Here is a 13,745-nt window from a genome sequence, read left to right as displayed (position 1 = left end):
TTCGGAGGAAAGATGGTCACGCTGCATCGGAGATGGCAGGAGAAAGTCAATAACGTCTCGTTCAGGGCGGTTCTTTATACGGCTCTGGCGCTCGGCGCAAATGCTGCCCTGCTGGCCCCCCTGCCCGCCATGGCCGCGCCCGATCGGGGCGCGCTGGAGGCGCTGCGCGACGGGGCGTTGAAGGGGCTGTCCTTCCACGCGGAACCGAAGCCCGTACCGGTGGAGGTGCTGGAGGACGGCGCCTCGCTGGAGGACTACCGGGGCAAGTACGTGCTGCTGAACTTCTGGGCCATCTGGTGTGCGCCCTGCCGCGAGGAGATGCCGACGCTGGCGGCCCTGAACGCCGAATTCGGGGGCGAGGATTTCGCGGTGGTGACACTGGCCACGGGGCCCAATGCGCCGCCCGCGATCCGGAAGTTCTTTGACGAGATCGGCGTGGAGGGCCTTCCGGTGCTGCGCGATCCCCGGTCCAAGACCGCGCGGGGCGTGGGCGTCATCGGGCTGCCGGTAACCATGATCCTCGATCCCGAGGGGCGCGAGATTGCCCGACTGACGGGGCCTGCCGACTGGCATTCGGAAAGTGCGCGAGCGATCGTCTCGGCGCTGATCGCGGGTGAGTGATCGGGGCGGCTGAGCATTCGCGCGGGGCGGTGTGTCGGACCACTCCTGCGCTGGTGCGGAGCTGAGGCCGGATCACGCGGTGAGGTCGCGCCCATGGCAGCGCATCTGCGGGTTGGCTGTGTGGGCGAACAAGAATTTTAAGGAGAATTCTTGGGAAAAGTCTTTCTGAAAGACTTTTCCCGGGGGCTGCCTGCCCCCCTGGCCCCCGGCGGGGCCAGTCCCCCCGGGGATATTTCCGAGCGAAAGATGGTCAGTAGAAGCTCTGCGGATCGATATCGACCGCGAGGCGCATGTCCTTGGGCAGGCGCGCGGGAGCGAGCCATTTCGTGATCGCCTGTTGCAGGGGCGCGCCCTTGGGGGCCTTCACCAGCAGGCGGACGCGGTGACGACCGCGGATGCGGGCGATGGGGGCGGCAGCGGGGCCGAAGAGCTGGGCACCGATCTCGCGCAGGGGGCCATCATGGCGGGCCAGCGTGGTGCCGAACTGGAACGGCGCCTGCGGATCGGGCGAGGACAGGATGATACCCGCGAGGCGGCCGTAGGGCGGCATGCCGGCGGCGCGGCGCTGGTCGGCCTCGGCCTGCCAGAAGCTTTCCTCGTCTCCGTCGAGGATGGCGCGGATCACCGGATGCTCGGGCTGGTAGGTTTGCAGGAGGGCCGCGCCCTTGCGTTCGGACCGCCCGGCGCGGCCTGCGACCTGGCGCATCAGCTGGAAGGTGCGTTCCGCCGCGCGCAGGTCGGAGCCCTGCAGGCCGAGGTCGGCGTCGATGACGCCCACCAGCGTAAGCAGCGGGAAGTTGTGCCCCTTGGCCACCAGCTGGGTGCCGATGATGATGTCGGCGCCGCCCTGGGCGATGGCCTCGATCCCTGCCTTCAGCGCGCGGGCCGAGCCGAAGAGGTCCGACGAGAGCGTGGCGATGCGGGCGTCGGGGAAGAGCTCCGCCGCCTCTTCGGCGAGGCGTTCGACGCCGGGGCCGATGGGCGCCAGCGTACCTTCCGCCTCGCAGGAGGGGCATTTCTCCGGCATCGGGCGGCTTTCGCCGCACTGGTGGCAGACGAGGCGCTTGAGGAAGCGGTGCTCCACCATGGAGGCGGAGCAATGCTCGCATTCGATCTGCTCGCCGCAGGCCCGGCAGAGGGTCACGGGCGCATAGCCGCGGCGGTTGAGGAAGAGAAGCGCCTGCTCCCCCTTCTCCATCCGCTGGCGGACCTCGCCTTGCAGCGAGGGCGAGATCCACTTGCCCGAGCTCATCGCCTCGGAGCGCATGTCGATCGCGGACATGTCGGGCAGGATCGCGGGACCGAAGCGGTCGGTCATGTCGATGCGCTCGTACTTGCCCGCCTCGGCATTGGCCCAGCTTTCGAGGCTGGGCGTGGCGGAGGCCAGCACGACCCGCGCCCCGCAGATCGCGGCCCGCAGCACCGCCATGTCGCGGGCATTGTAGAGCGAGCCGTCCTCCTGCTTGTAGGAATTGTCGTGTTCCTCGTCGACGACGATAAGGCCGAGGTCGCGGAACGGCAGGAAGAGCGCGGAGCGGGCGCCCACCACCAGCTGCGCGCCGCCCTGCCCCACCATCTTCCACGCCCGGCGCCGTTCGGTCATCGTGACGCCGGAGTGCCATTCCGCGGGCCGGGCGCCGAAGCGGGCCTCGACCCGGGTCAGGAACTCTGCGGTCAGCGCAATCTCGGGCAGCAGCACGAGAGCCTGCCGGCCGAGCTTGAGGCATTCGGCCACCGCTTCGAGGTAGACCTCGGTCTTGCCCGAGCCGGTGACGCCGCGCAGCAGCGTGGTGCCATAGCTTTCGGACTGGAGGCCCGCCCGCAGGCGGGTGGCCGCGTTCTCCTGATCCCCGGTCAGCGGCTTGCCGGAGCGGTCGAGGTCAAGCGCCGGATAGGGCGTGTCACGGGGCGTGGCCTCTTCCAGCACGGCGCCCTGTGTGACGAGGCCCTTGACCACCGAGGAGGAGGTGCCGGCCATGTCGGCCAGCTCCTTCAGCGTGAAGGCAAGCCCGCCGTATTCCTCCAGCACCGCCAGCACGCGGGTACGGGCATCGGTCATCCGGTCGGGCGTCTGGTCGCCCAGGCGATAGACCTTCTGCATCGAGGGCGGATCGGAGAGCCCCGGCGCGCGGGTCGCCAACCGCAGCATCGAGTCGATCGGCGTCAGCGTGTATTCCCCGGCGCGGATCAGGAACTCGCGCAGCTCGTCCCGCATCGGGGCGACGTTCAGGACCCGGGTCACGGGGCGGATCTTGGCGTAGTCGAAATCGCCCCGTCCCGGCCCCCAGACCACGCCCAGCACCTGCCGCGGCCCCAACGGCACCTGCACGTAGGCGCCCTGAGCGCAGCCCCCTTCGGGCGCGCGGTAATCCAGCGTGCGGTCAAGCGGTTGCGTCGTCAGCACGTTGACGAGCGCGCCTTCGGCGAAGAATTCGGGCTGGTCCACCTGTCGCTCCCGGGCGGTGAGGGGGTTTCGGGAGGCCACACTATGCGCTAAAGGCGGGGCGAGAAAGTCAAACCCGGCGGAGGGGCTGCTATGAAATTCTTTGTCGATACCGCGGATGTGGATGCGATCCGTGAACTGAACGATCTGGGCATGGTGGACGGTGTCACCACCAACCCCTCGCTGATCCTGAAATCGGGCCGCGACATCCTCGAGGTGACCAAGGAGATCTGCGGCATCGTGGACGGCCCGGTCAGCGCAGAGGTGGTGGCACTGGACGCGGACGCGATGATCGCCGAAGGCCGCAAGCTGGCCGAGATCGCCGACAACATCGCGGTGAAAGTGCCGCTGACCTGGGCCGGTCTGAAGACCTGCAAGGTGCTGTCGGACGAGGGCCGGATGGTCAACGTGACGCTCTGCTTCTCGGCCAACCAGGCACTGCTGGCCGCCAAGGCGGGTGCGACCTTCATCTCGCCCTTCATCGGGCGGCTCGATGACATCAACCTCGACGGCATGGACCTGATCCAGGACATCCGCACGATCTACGACAACTTCGGCTTCGAGACGCAGATCCTCGCGGCCTCGATCCGGACCGTGAACCACGTGACCCAGAGCGCGCTGATCGGCGCGGACGTGATCACCGCACCGCCCTCCGTGATCAAGTCGCTGGCCAGCCACCCGCTGACCGACAAGGGGCTGGATGCCTTCATGAAGGACTGGGCAAAGACCGGTCAGTCGATCCTGTAAGACGGGTCGCATTGAGGTTTGAAGGGCCGCGCCTTTGGCGTGGCCCTTTTTCGTTGGGTCGCTCACGGGGCTGAGGACCAAGGGTGTGCTTCAGACAAGTCTGGTCTGGCTCCGGCTTGCCCAGATGTATTGCGCCACGCTCAATCCTGCCGCGGAATGACACCTCTCCGGCTTGAACGGAGGGCAGCGCCGACCCGCGGGGGGGCGCAATAGCGCCGCCCCAGGGGGGCGGGTCGGCGCTGCCCGGCCTCTCGGCCGGGCGGGACATTCCGAGGGGACAGGATACAGGTGCTTTTTTGAGAGGCTTGGTCGTGTCGATAGAACAGCGAGAGGACGGACGGATTGCGAGACCGGCCTCGAGGTCTCAAGGCGCCGTCGGGCATCCCCTCGCGCTTGTCCTTCACAACTCCTCCGCCAACCCGTGACTCCTCCGCACCACCCATGGGCGCATTTCCGCCCTTTCGGTCCAGAAAAGGGAAGCATTGACGGAATCGCTCTGCTATTCTTCAGAAAAAGACGAAACGAGCGGTCCATGAGCAGCAGCCAACCCAAGATCGAAGACGAATTGCGCGCGAAGATCATCGCGGAACCCGATGTCATTCTCGATGATCAGGACGTGATGCGCGCCCTCGTCGCGGCCAATGAAAAGGCCATGGGCGGCAATATCATCGACCTGCGCGGCATCGCGATGGAGCGGCTGGAGGCCCGGCTCGACCGGCTGGAAGACACCCACCGCTCGGTCATCGCGGCGGCTTACGAGAACCTCGCCGGCACCAACCAGGTCCACCGCGCCCTGCTGCGCATGCTGGACCCGATGGAATTCGAGACCTTCCTGCGCGGCCTTGGCGGCGAAGTGGCCGAGATCCTCGGCGTCGACAACATCCACCTAGTGCTGGAAAGCGTGCAGACCGACGACGACCCGGTCGTGAACCGGCTGGGCAACGTGCTGCGCGTGGTGCAGGTCGGCTTCGTGGGCGATTACATCGAGGGCGGGCGCAACGTCCCCGCCCGGCAGGTCACCCTGCGCCAGATCCAGGCCGGCAACCCGGAAATCTATGGCGAGCTGGCCGATTTCGTGCGCTCCGAGGCCTGCCTCAGGCTCGACTTCGGGCGCGGCCGCCTGCCAGGCATGCTGGTCATGGGCTCCGAGGATCCGCACCAGTTCACGCCCCAGCAGGGGACAGACCTGCTCTCCTTCTTCGCCGGTGTCTTCGAACGGACCATGCGCCGCTGGCTGAACTGATGGCGCTGATCTCGCCCGCCGCCCGCGACGCGCTGCAAGGCTGGATCGACGCAGAGCGCGCGCTGAAGGGCGCGGCCGAGAACACCATCGAGGCCTACCAGCGTGACGTGGCCGAGTTCCTCGCCTTCATGGGGGATCACAAGGGCTCGGCACAGGGGATCGGCCCGCTGATGCAGGTCACCGTCTCGGACATGCGCAGCTGGATGGCCTTCACCCGGGGCCATGGCATCGGCGCGCGTTCCATGGCGCGCAAGCTCTCCTCGGTGAAGACCTTCTACCGCTACCTTGCCGAGCGGGAGGGCTTCGACCCGACCGCCGTCCTCTCTGCCCGCGCCCCGAAGTACCAGCGCAAGCTGCCCCGCCCCCTGCCCGAGGACGCCGCCCGCGACATGATCGAGACGGTCGGCATGCAGAGCGAGGACCGCTGGATCTCGGCCCGCGACATGGCGGTGGTGACGCTGCTCTACGGCTGCGGGCTGCGGATCTCCGAGGCGCTGTCGCTGACCGGGGACGTGCTGCCGCTGGGGCGTAGCCTGCGGATCACCGGCAAGGGCGGCAAGGAGCGGATCGTGCCCCTGCTGGCGGCCGCCCGCGAGGCGGTGGACCATTACGTGACGCTCTGCCCCTTCCCGGCGGAGCCCGGCCAGCCGCTCTTTCGCGGCACCCGCGGCGGGGCGCTGAACCCGCGGGCGATCCAGAAGGCAATGGAACGGTCGCGGGCGCAACTGGGCCTGCCTGCCTCGGCCACACCGCACGCCATGCGCCACAGCTTTGCCACCCACCTGCTGAACGCGGGCGGGGATCTGCGCGCGATCCAAGAATTGCTGGGCCATGCCAGCCTCTCGACCACGCAGGCCTATACGGCCGTGGACGCCGCACGGCTGATGGAGGTCTACCGCGCCGCCCACCCGCGCGCGCAATCGCAGGACAGCTGATCACGGGCGTTGCAACGTGCCGCATGATGCTTCATGACGAGCGGATGACATTGCATGCCAAAGCCCTCTCCGTCCATCTTCTCACTGCAACCGGCGCCGTCTTTGCCATGCTGGCCATGCTGGCCGCCGTGGACGGGAAATGGTCGCTCATGTTCCTGTGGCTGGTCGTCGCCTTCTTCGTCGACGGGATCGACGGGCCGCTGGCGCGCAAGTACGACGTGAAGAAGAACGCGGCCACCTTCGACGGGGTGCTGCTGGATCTGATCATCGACTACCTGACCTATGTCTTCATCCCGGCCTTCGCGCTCTTCAAGAGCGACCTGCTGCCGGGCTGGACGGGCTGGATCGCGATCATCGTCATCACCTTCGCCTCGGCCATGTATTTCGCGGACACGCGGATGAAGACCAAGGACAATTCCTTCTCGGGCTTCCCGGGCTGCTGGAACATGCTGGTGCTGGTGCTCTTTGCCTGGGCGCCGAACTTCTGGGTGATCCTGAGCATCGTGACGGTTCTGGCGGTGGCAATGTTCGTGCCGCTGAAGTTCATCCACCCCGTCCGCACCGCCCGCTGGCGCACGCTCTCGCTGCCCATCGCCCTGATCTGGACCTTCTTCGCCGGCTGGGCCGCATGGGTGGATTTCCACCCCGACAGCTGGGCCCACTACGGGCTGCTGCTGACCTCGATCTACCTGCTCTTTGCCGGGATCGCGCAGCAGATCATCCCCGCGCGGCGCTGACCGCGGGGTCGGATCTGAGTATTTCGGGAAAGATGAAGAAGGGGGCCGCGGCCCCCTTTGTCGTCTCGCGGGTTCAGATCGACATCTTCTTGAAGAGCGCCTCGGGGATCGCCCGGATCACCGCCATGACGAGGCGCCAGATCGGCTTGACGTAGACCACGTCACGCTGCTTGGCGACGGCGGTGAAGATCGCCTGTCCGAGCGCCTCGGGCGTGGCGGTCAGCGCGGGCGGCAGGTCCATGCCCTCGGTCATGCGGGTTGCCACGAAGCCGGGTTTCACCGTCACCACGTGGACGCCCTTGCCGGTCATCCGGTTGCGCAACCCCGAGAGGTAGGCGGTGAACCCCGCCTTGGCGCTGCCGTAGATGTAGTTCGACGCCCGGCCCCGGTCGCCCGCGACGGAGGAGATGCCGACGATCGTGCTGGTGCCCGATCCCTCCATCCGGTTGGCGGCATGGGCCAGCAGACTGGCAGGGCCCTCGAAATTCGCGCGCATCACGGCGGTGGCAGAGGCGACATCGGCCTCGTCCCGCGCCTGATCGCCAAGCGCGCCCACGGCGCAGACGACCACCTGCGGGAAGGGGCTGAGCGCGTCATAGAAGGCGGCGTGACTGTCGAGGTCGGTGGCGTCCATCTCGTGACAGGTCGCGGTGACCCCGTGGCGCAGGGCGATGTCGCGGGCCTCCGGCTCCAGCGTCGCGGCGTCGCGGGCGGCCAGTTGCACGTCCCAGCCCGCAGCTGCGAAGGCCCGCGCTGTGGCCAGCCCGATGTCAGACCGCCCGCCGAGGACGAGGAGGGTTCCGTTGCTCATATGCCGATCCTTTCCGACTGCCCGGAGGCGAAGCGATAGCGCGGCCCGGTTTCGCGCATCTCGACGAAGGCGCCGACCCGCGGGTCGCTGGCGCGCAATGTATCCGACCGCAGCCGGCTGTCCTTGGCGAGGTAGAACCGCCCGCCGTGATCCACGGTGATCGCGTCCAGCCGCTCCAGCAGCTGCAGCGCCTTGGGCGAGACGGGGAAGTCGAGCGCCAGCGTGTAGCCCTCCATCGGGAAGGAGAAGCGGCTTTCCTGTGCGCCCAGCCGTTTCAGCACGGCGAGGAAGGAGCCCTGCCCCGAGGCGGAGATCGCCTTGAGCAGCGCCTCCAGCCCGGGCCGGGCGGTCGCCAGCGGCAGCACGCATTGGAACTGCGCGAAACCGGGGCGGCCATAAATGCGGTTCCACTCGTCAATCGTGTCGAGCGGGTAGAAGTAACTGTCCCAGTCCACGAGGCTCTCGCCCGCCTTGCGCAGGCCCGCCCGCCAGTAGAGCGCGTTGAAGGCCTTGAGCGTGAAGCGGTTGAGCGCAAAGGCAGGCGCATCCATCGGCACCTTCAGCCGCCGCCGGCGCGGGATGTTGAAGGGGGCTGCGCGCTGTGCCTCGCCCAGGTCCTCGGGCGTGGCGTGATCGCCCAGCATGACCAGCGACCGCCCCAGGCTGGCCCCCTGCCCGAGGCAATCGAACCACGCCACCGCATAGGTGCCGGTGTCGCGCTCGAAGACCTCCATCGCCGTGGCGAGATCGGGGGCGGGCACCATCTGCTGGCGGATCCAGCCGGTGGACACCGGGCGCAGCCGAAGGCCCGCCCGCAGGATCACCCCGGTCAGCCCCATGCCGCCAACGGTCCATTCGAAGAGGTCATCGCCCGGTTCGGCCCGCACCACGCTGCCGTCCTGCTGCATCACCTCGACCCAGTCGAGGCAGCTGCGGAATGCCCCGTCGCGGCGGTGGTTCTTGCCATGCACATCGGCCGCAATGGCCCCGCCGAGGGTGACGAACTTGGTGCCCGGCGTGACCCATGGAAACCAGCCGCGCGGCAGGAAGGCCTCGATCAGGTCGGCCAGCAGGACACCGGCCTCCGCCTCCACCTGCCCGGTCTCGGGATCGAAGGCGAGGAGGCGGTTGAAATGGCGCATCTCGATCGTGCCGCGGCTCTGGGTGGCGGCATCGCCATAGGCGCGCCCGTTGCCGCGCGCGATCACCGGGCCGGTGGCGATGGCAGCACGCAGGGCGGCCTCGTCCCGGGGGGCAATCACCGCGCAGTCGGTGCGGGGGACGCGGCCCCAGCCAGAGAGTTCGCGCCTCATGCCAGCCTCCGGTCGGAGGTGAAGACATAGGCCCGGTCGAGCCGGTATTTCACCACGTAGCCGATGGCGAGGCCGAGGATCGCCCCCGCCTCCCGCGCGGTATCGGTGGCGAAGAGGTACCAGAAGAGGCTCTCCAACCCCCAGAAGATCGCCGTCGTGGCGACCCCCATGAGGGTGTAGAGCGAGAACCGTTTCGAATGCGCCGCCAGCCCCGTGGCGCGGTCGACGAAGATGTAGCGCTTGTCGAGGAGGTATTTCACCACCAGCCCGATACCGGTGCCGGTGATCAGGGCCGCCCAGTAGCCCCATGGCCCGGTCAGCCCCAGCACCGCGCGCTGCGCGGCAAGGTTGGCCAGCGTCGCCAGCACCGCGAAGGCGGCATAGACCGCGACCAGCCGCAGCCCGCTCACAGCTGCGCCCCGGCGATGAAGAAGGCAAGGCAGGCAAGGAAGGAGATCTGGCTTACCCGGTCGGTGGCGGCGAAGACGACCGGATCGTCATGCATCCGGCCCCTATGCGTCAGCATCACCATGCGGCTGATCCAGTAGAGCAGCACCGCGCAGATGCCCCAGAGCGCCTGCGGCGCGGTATAGAGCGCGGTGACATTGGGCGCGTTGACGTAGAGCGTCATCACCAGCACCGCGACGTAGCCCGAGGCGAGCGCCATCATGGTCACGATCTCGAGGTCGCCCACCTCGTAGCCGCGTCCCGCCGCCTTCTCGCCGCCCGCCATCAGCGTGTCGCGCAGCTCTGCCTGCCGCTTCACCGCAGCGAGGGAGAAGAAGAAGAAGGTCGAGAAGGCCAGCAGCCAGACCGAGAGCGGAATGTCCGCCGCCGCCCCGCCCGCGACGATGCGCAGGGTATAGAGACCGGCCAGCACGCAGATATCGATCACCGCGCGCCGCTTGAGCCACATGGAATAGGCCATGGTGGTGACGAAATAGACCAGCATCACCGCAAGGAAGAGCGGCCCCAGCAGCAGCGCGATCAGCAAGGCCGCGCCGAAGAGCGCGGGCATCAGCGCCATGCCCCGGCGCAGCGGCAGGTCACCCGAGGCGAAGGGCCTGCGGCGCTTGCGCGGATGCGCGCGGTCGGCGGAGAGGTCGAGCAGGTCGTTCAGCACGTAGACGCCCGAGGCGGTCAGGCTGAAGCAGGCGAAGGCCAGCAGCGTCTGCACCAGCGTCGTGAGGGACAGCGCATGGGCCGCCAGCAGCGGCAGGAAGATCAGCACGTTCTTCAGCCACTGGTGCGGGCGCATCGCCTTCAGCGCCAGACGCGCGCCGGGCTGGGGCTGGTCGATATGGGTCACCGGCCCGCCCTGCGTCACGACGCGGGCCCTGAGCGCGGGATCGGCGCCGACGGTCACCGCTGCGCGCGCGCCCGCCCAGACCGGCAGGTCGGCCGGGGCATCGCCGATGTAGTCATAGGCCCCTGCCCCGAAATGATCGGCGAGGAAGGCCGCCTTGGCCGGGCCCTTGAGGTTGTTCGTGCCGTCCGAGCCATGGACCTCGTCGAAGAGGCCGAGGTGATCGGCGATGGCCTGCGCCACCTGTGCATCCGCCGCCGTCACCAGCGCCGTGCGCCCGCCCGCCGCGCGATGTGCGCGCAGGCGTTCCAGCACAGGCGCGACGTAGGGCAAGGTGGCGGGGTCGACGTCGACACGGCCCGCGAGATAGGCCTTGAGCGCGGCACGCCCCCGGGCCAGTGCGCCCACCGCCCCGAAGAAACTGCGCCAGTCGACCGAAAGCGCGGCCCAGAAGGTCTCGTCCAGCATGTCGGAGCGGATCAGCGTGCCGTCCAGATCACAGACCAGCACCACCGGCGGAATGGCTTCCGCCGCGCGGGTCGCCTCCAGCGGAGACGTCGCGGGTGTCGTCGCGTTCATGTCTGGCTCCTGCTCTCGCCATGCGGGCCCGGTCTATCTGCCGATTGTGGCCCTGCCTTGTCAGGATAGACGAGCCTGCCGGTTCAAACAACGAAAACGGGCCCCGAGAGGCCCGTTTTGCTTTCCTTTTTCGGCACTTTCGCCGGGATCAGCCGCGGCGGGCGGCGATCAGGCGCAGGGCCTCGGCCACGGCGGCCTCGATCTCCATCTCGGAGGTGTCCAGCACGACGGCATCCTCGGCGGGCCGCAGCGGGGCCGTGTCGCGTTCGCTGTCACGGGCATCGCGTTCGCGCAGGTCGGCCAGCACCTCCTCCTCGGTCACCGCGTGGCCGCCCGCGATCAGTTCGCGGTAGCGGCGCCCGGCGCGGACGGCGTCGGAGGCGGTGACGAAGAGCTTCACCTCGGCCTCGGGGCAGATCACCGTGCCGATGTCGCGCCCGTCCAGAACGGCCCCGCCCGCACGGCGGGCAAAGGCGCGCTGGAAATCCACCAGCGCCGCACGCACCTCGGGGATCGAGGCCACGCGGGAGGCGGCCTGTGCCACGGCGGGGGTGCGCAGGTCAGTCGCCTTGAGGTCCTCGGCGGTCAGCTTCTCGGCGGCCTCCAGCGGCGCCTCCCCCAGTGTCACGCGCTTGCCGGTGGCGCGGTAGAGCAGCCCGGTGTCCAGATGCGCGACGCCGAGACGTTCCGCCACGGCCTTGGAGATCGTGCCCTTGCCCGCGGCGGCAGGCCCGTCGATGGCGATGGTGAAAGGGGTCAGGTCGGTCACGATTGTCTCCACTTGTCGAAGGCCTCGCCCGCCGACAGCAGCGCGCCGGGCAGCAGCGCCAGCGCCGTCAGCAGGTAGAGCACCAGCTTGATCCGCGTCAGCACCGAGGCCGGGTCCACGATGCCGGAGGTCAGCTCTGCCGGGCCCATTTCCAGCAGGTGCGCCAGCGCGGCATTTTCGAGGTAGTCCGCCCCCGCCGCCGCGATGGCAAGGCAGATCACGGCGCGGCGGATAGGGCGGGCATAGAAGGCCCGCGCCGCGAGCGCCGCCGCGGTAAAGATGGCGGCCGGCAGGAAGAGGTCCAGCGTCAGCTGCACGTTGCGGTAGAAGGAAATCCCCTCGGGGCCAAGCGCGCGCAGGTACATCCGCGCGTCGTCGGCATCATAGCGCCCGAGGCGCATGTCGAAGGGGCGCAGGGTGATCCCCTCCACCACCGGCGACAGATGCGGCACGGTCCAGAAGACATTGGCCGCCGCGAGCAGCGCCAGCACCACCAGCGCCTCGCCGAGGAAGCGGATGCGGTTCCAGCGCAGCAAGGCTCAGCCCGCGGTGTCGATCTTGGCGCCGAGCTGGGTCATCAGCGGGCCGAAGATCGGGAAGGAGGTGGCGATGGCCGTGCCGTCATCCACCGTGACCGGCGCCTTGGAGGCCATGCCGAGGCAGAGGAAGGACATGGCGATGCGGTGGTCGAGGAAGGTCTCGCAGGTGGCGCCGCCGGGGACGTTGCCCGCCCCCATGCCCTCGACGCTCCACCAGTCGGGGCCGTCCTTGACCTGCACGCCGCAGGCCCGCAGGCCGCGGGCCATGGCGTCGATCCGGTCGCTTTCCTTGACCCGCAGTTCCTTGACGCCGGTCATCTCGGTCACGCCGGTGGCGCAGGCGGCCACGACGGAGAGGATCGGGTATTCGTCGATCATCGAGGCGGCGCGTTCGGGCGGCACCGAGATGCCCTTCATGTTCGGCGAATAGCGCGCGCGCAGATCGGCGACGGGTTCGCCGCCCTCTTCGCGCGGGTTTTCGTAGGTCAGGTCCGCACCCATGTCGCGCAGCGTCTCGAAGAGGCCAGCGCGGGTGGGGTTGAGCCCGATGTTGGGCACCAGCACGTCCGAGCCGGGCACGATCAGCGCGGCACAGACCGGGAAGGCGGCCGAGGAGGGATCGCGCGGCACGACGATGGTCTGGCCGGTCAGCTCCGGCTGGCCGGTGAGGGTGATGACGCGGCCTTCCTCGGTCACCTCGGTGGTGATCTCGGCGCCGAAGCCTGCCAGCATCCGCTCGGTATGGTCGCGGGTGGCTTCCTTCTCGATCACGACGGTCTGGCCGGGGGCGTTCAGCGCCGCCAGCAACACCGCGGATTTCACCTGCGCCGAGGGCACGGGCACCACGTAGCGCACCGGCATCGGATCGGCCGCGCCCTGGATCGTCATGGGCAGCCGCCCGCCCGAGCGGCCCATGGCCTGCGCCCCGAAAAGCGCGAGCGGATCGGTCACCCGCGCCATGGGGCGCTTGTTGAGGCTGGCGTCCCCGGTGAAGGTGGCGGTGACCGGCGAGGTCGCCATGGCGCCCATGATCAGCCGCACCCCGGTGCCCGAGTTGCCGCAATCGATCACCTGGTCGGGCTCGGCAAAGCCGCCGACGCCCACGCCCTGGATGATCCATTCGCCTGCCTCGGTGCGTTCGACCTGCGCGCCGAAGGCCTGCATCGCCTTGGCGGTATCCAGAACGTCCTGCCCTTCCAGCAGGCCGGTCACCCGGGTCTCGCCCACGGAAAGCGCGCCGAGGATCAGCGAGCGGTGGCTGATGGATTTGTCGCCCGGCACATGGGCCTCGCCCGAAAGCGGGCCGGAGGCGTGCGAGGTCATCGGGATCTTGGGACCGTGGCCGGACATGGAAGGCGCCTTTCTGTCGTTCGCGCCGGTGATAGCGCAGCCTCGCCGGGCCGTCTACGCCGCTGTGGAGCGCCCGGCCCCACCGGTCGCACGGAAAAGTCTTTGAAAGACTTTTCCCAAGAATTTTTCTTAAAATTCTTGGGCGCGGGTGGAGGGCGGGTGCCCCGGTGGCGGGACTGTCCGTTTTCTTCGAAGAAAACGGGGCGGGGTTTTCGAAAATTCCGGCTCGGGGGGAGCGGTTGTGCCAGACCTCGGAGGGGGGGGCGCGGAGGAAAGCGCCGAGGGGGCTGTCTGCCCCCGGGCGCTGCGCGCCCTCCCCCGAGGATATTTGGGAACAGTGGATGAGATGTGC

At 68.6% G+C, this 13,745-nt stretch carries 13 protein-coding genes; 5 read left to right on the top strand and 8 right to left on the bottom strand.

Translation table 11 applies throughout. The annotated features are described in order from the left end of the window. Nucleotides 1-12: 12 nt before the first annotated feature. Nucleotides 13-621 carry a TlpA disulfide reductase family protein gene (locus tag LCM32_RS01905; protein ID WP_224819364.1) on the top strand — a complete coding sequence of 203 codons (609 nt, stop codon included), beginning with the start codon at nt 13-15 and terminating at the stop codon, nt 619-621. A 250-nt stretch (nt 622-871) separates the two neighbouring features. Here LCM32_RS01905 and LCM32_RS01900 read toward each other — a convergent pair whose 3' ends face one another. Next, on the bottom strand, nt 872-3,067 hold the full coding sequence (locus LCM32_RS01900; RefSeq protein ID WP_224819363.1) for a primosomal protein N': 2,196 nt from the start codon (nt 3,065-3,067) through the stop codon (nt 872-874). A gap of 90 nt (nt 3,068-3,157) precedes the next feature. Here LCM32_RS01900 and fsa point away from each other — a divergent pair, with 90 nt between their 5' ends. The 4 genes from fsa (at nt 3,158) to LCM32_RS01880 (ending at nt 6,726) form a co-directional block, all read left to right on the top strand. Beyond that, nucleotides 3,158-3,811, top strand: a complete 654-nt coding sequence (gene fsa / locus LCM32_RS01895; RefSeq protein ID WP_224819362.1) for a fructose-6-phosphate aldolase — start codon at nt 3,158-3,160, stop codon at nt 3,809-3,811. A 532-nt stretch (nt 3,812-4,343) separates the two neighbouring features. Continuing rightward, nucleotides 4,344-5,054, top strand: coding sequence for a DUF484 family protein (locus LCM32_RS01890; RefSeq protein ID WP_224819361.1), 711 nt, complete (start codon nt 4,344-4,346; stop codon nt 5,052-5,054). After that, on the top strand, nt 5,054-5,989 hold the full coding sequence (locus tag LCM32_RS01885) for a tyrosine recombinase XerC (protein ID WP_224819360.1): 936 nt from the start codon (nt 5,054-5,056) through the stop codon (nt 5,987-5,989). The genes LCM32_RS01890 and LCM32_RS01885 overlap by 1 nt, the downstream gene beginning before the upstream one ends. A gap of 44 nt (nt 5,990-6,033) precedes the next feature. Then, entirely contained in the window at nt 6,034-6,726 is a 693-nt protein-coding gene (locus tag LCM32_RS01880) for a CDP-alcohol phosphatidyltransferase family protein (RefSeq protein WP_224819359.1), read from the top strand. A 73-nt stretch (nt 6,727-6,799) separates the two neighbouring features. On the opposite strand, the gene LCM32_RS01875 is transcribed toward LCM32_RS01880, so the two are convergent. The 7 genes from LCM32_RS01875 to aroA form a co-directional block, all read right to left on the bottom strand. Then, nucleotides 6,800-7,537 carry an SDR family oxidoreductase gene (locus LCM32_RS01875; protein WP_224819358.1) on the bottom strand — a complete coding sequence of 246 codons (738 nt, stop codon included), beginning with the start codon at nt 7,535-7,537 and terminating at the stop codon, nt 6,800-6,802. Beyond that, nucleotides 7,534-8,850 carry an FAD-binding oxidoreductase gene (locus LCM32_RS01870; protein ID WP_224819357.1) on the bottom strand — a complete coding sequence of 439 codons (1,317 nt, stop codon included), beginning with the start codon at nt 8,848-8,850 and terminating at the stop codon, nt 7,534-7,536. Before LCM32_RS01870 ends, LCM32_RS01875 begins: the two co-directional genes overlap by 4 nt. Beyond that, nucleotides 8,847-9,260 (bottom strand): GtrA family protein, encoded by a 414-nt coding sequence (locus tag LCM32_RS01865; RefSeq protein WP_224819356.1) that lies wholly within the window; start codon nt 9,258-9,260, stop codon nt 8,847-8,849. Before LCM32_RS01865 ends, LCM32_RS01870 begins: the two co-directional genes overlap by 4 nt. After that, complete coding sequence (locus LCM32_RS01860) at nt 9,257-10,735, bottom strand: UbiA family prenyltransferase (protein WP_224819355.1); 1,479 nt, start codon at nt 10,733-10,735, stop codon at nt 9,257-9,259. Before LCM32_RS01860 ends, LCM32_RS01865 begins: the two co-directional genes overlap by 4 nt. 148 nt (nt 10,736-10,883) lie before the next feature. Beyond that, nucleotides 10,884-11,495 (bottom strand): (d)CMP kinase, encoded by a 612-nt coding sequence (locus LCM32_RS01855; protein WP_263618072.1) that lies wholly within the window; start codon nt 11,493-11,495, stop codon nt 10,884-10,886. Between the two features lie 5 nt (nt 11,496-11,500). Next, a complete protein-coding gene (locus LCM32_RS01850; RefSeq protein ID WP_224819353.1) occupies nt 11,501-12,040 on the bottom strand; it encodes a hypothetical protein in 540 nt (179 codons plus the stop codon). A gap of 3 nt (nt 12,041-12,043) precedes the next feature. Then, complete coding sequence (gene aroA / locus LCM32_RS01845) at nt 12,044-13,393, bottom strand: 3-phosphoshikimate 1-carboxyvinyltransferase (RefSeq protein WP_224819352.1); 1,350 nt, start codon at nt 13,391-13,393, stop codon at nt 12,044-12,046. Nucleotides 13,394-13,745: the final 352 nt, after the last annotated feature.

It is taken from the genome of Pseudooceanicola nanhaiensis (genome assembly GCF_020171315.1).
GTDB classification, from domain to species: domain Bacteria; phylum Pseudomonadota; class Alphaproteobacteria; order Rhodobacterales; family Rhodobacteraceae; genus Pseudooceanicola; species Pseudooceanicola nanhaiensis_A.
This window is presented reverse-complemented; position numbering and strand designations above follow the sequence as displayed.

Bases quoted from the DNA above. Each gene is read 5' to 3' on its own strand.
- LCM32_RS01905 (WP_224819364.1), top strand. From the start codon at position 13: ATGGTCACGCTGCATCGGAGATGGCAGGAGAAAGTCAATAACGTCTCG.
- fsa (WP_224819362.1), top strand. From the start codon at position 3,158: ATGAAATTCTTTGTCGATACCGCGGATGTGGATGCGATCCGTGAACTG.
- LCM32_RS01890 (WP_224819361.1), top strand. From the start codon at position 4,344: ATGAGCAGCAGCCAACCCAAGATCGAAGACGAATTGCGCGCGAAGATC.
- LCM32_RS01885 (WP_224819360.1), top strand. From the start codon at position 5,054: ATGGCGCTGATCTCGCCCGCCGCCCGCGACGCGCTGCAAGGCTGGATC.
- LCM32_RS01880 (WP_224819359.1), top strand. From the start codon at position 6,034: ATGACATTGCATGCCAAAGCCCTCTCCGTCCATCTTCTCACTGCAACC.
- LCM32_RS01875 (WP_224819358.1), bottom strand. From the start codon at position 7,537: ATGAGCAACGGAACCCTCCTCGTCCTCGGCGGGCGGTCTGACATCGGG.
- LCM32_RS01870 (WP_224819357.1), bottom strand. From the start codon at position 8,850: ATGAGGCGCGAACTCTCTGGCTGGGGCCGCGTCCCCCGCACCGACTGC.
- LCM32_RS01860 (WP_224819355.1), bottom strand. From the start codon at position 10,735: ATGAACGCGACGACACCCGCGACGTCTCCGCTGGAGGCGACCCGCGCG.
- aroA (WP_224819352.1), bottom strand. From the start codon at position 13,393: ATGTCCGGCCACGGTCCCAAGATCCCGATGACCTCGCACGCCTCCGGC.